This window comes from Peptococcaceae bacterium 1198_IL3148, from assembly GCA_036763105.1.
GTDB lineage: Bacteria > Bacillota > Desulfotomaculia > Desulfotomaculales > Desulfohalotomaculaceae > JBAIYS01.
Window position 1 is genome coordinate 1 of sequence record JBAIYS010000066.1, and the last position, 257, is coordinate 257.

The 257-nt window shown below is 51.0% G+C and carries 1 rRNA gene; it reads left to right on the forward strand.

The features are described 5' to 3' along the window. A 23S ribosomal RNA gene (locus tag V6C27_14920) occupies positions 1 to 257 on the forward strand; the annotation flags it as partial.

Genomic DNA, 257 nt, shown 5'->3' on the forward strand with positions numbered 1-257 from the left:
CCCCGGGAGGGGAGTGAAAGAGAACCTGAAACCATGTGCCTACAAGCAGTCGAAGCACGTTAAAAGTGTGACGGCGTACTTTTTGTAGAACGGACCGGCGAGTTACATTAACAAGCGAGGTTAAGACAGGAAAGTCGGAGCCGCAGCGAAAGCAAGTCTGAACAGGGCGCATAGTTTGTTGAAGTAGACCCGAAACCGGGTGATCTACCCATGGTCAGAGTGAAGCTGAAGTAAAATTCAGTGGAGGCTCGAACCGA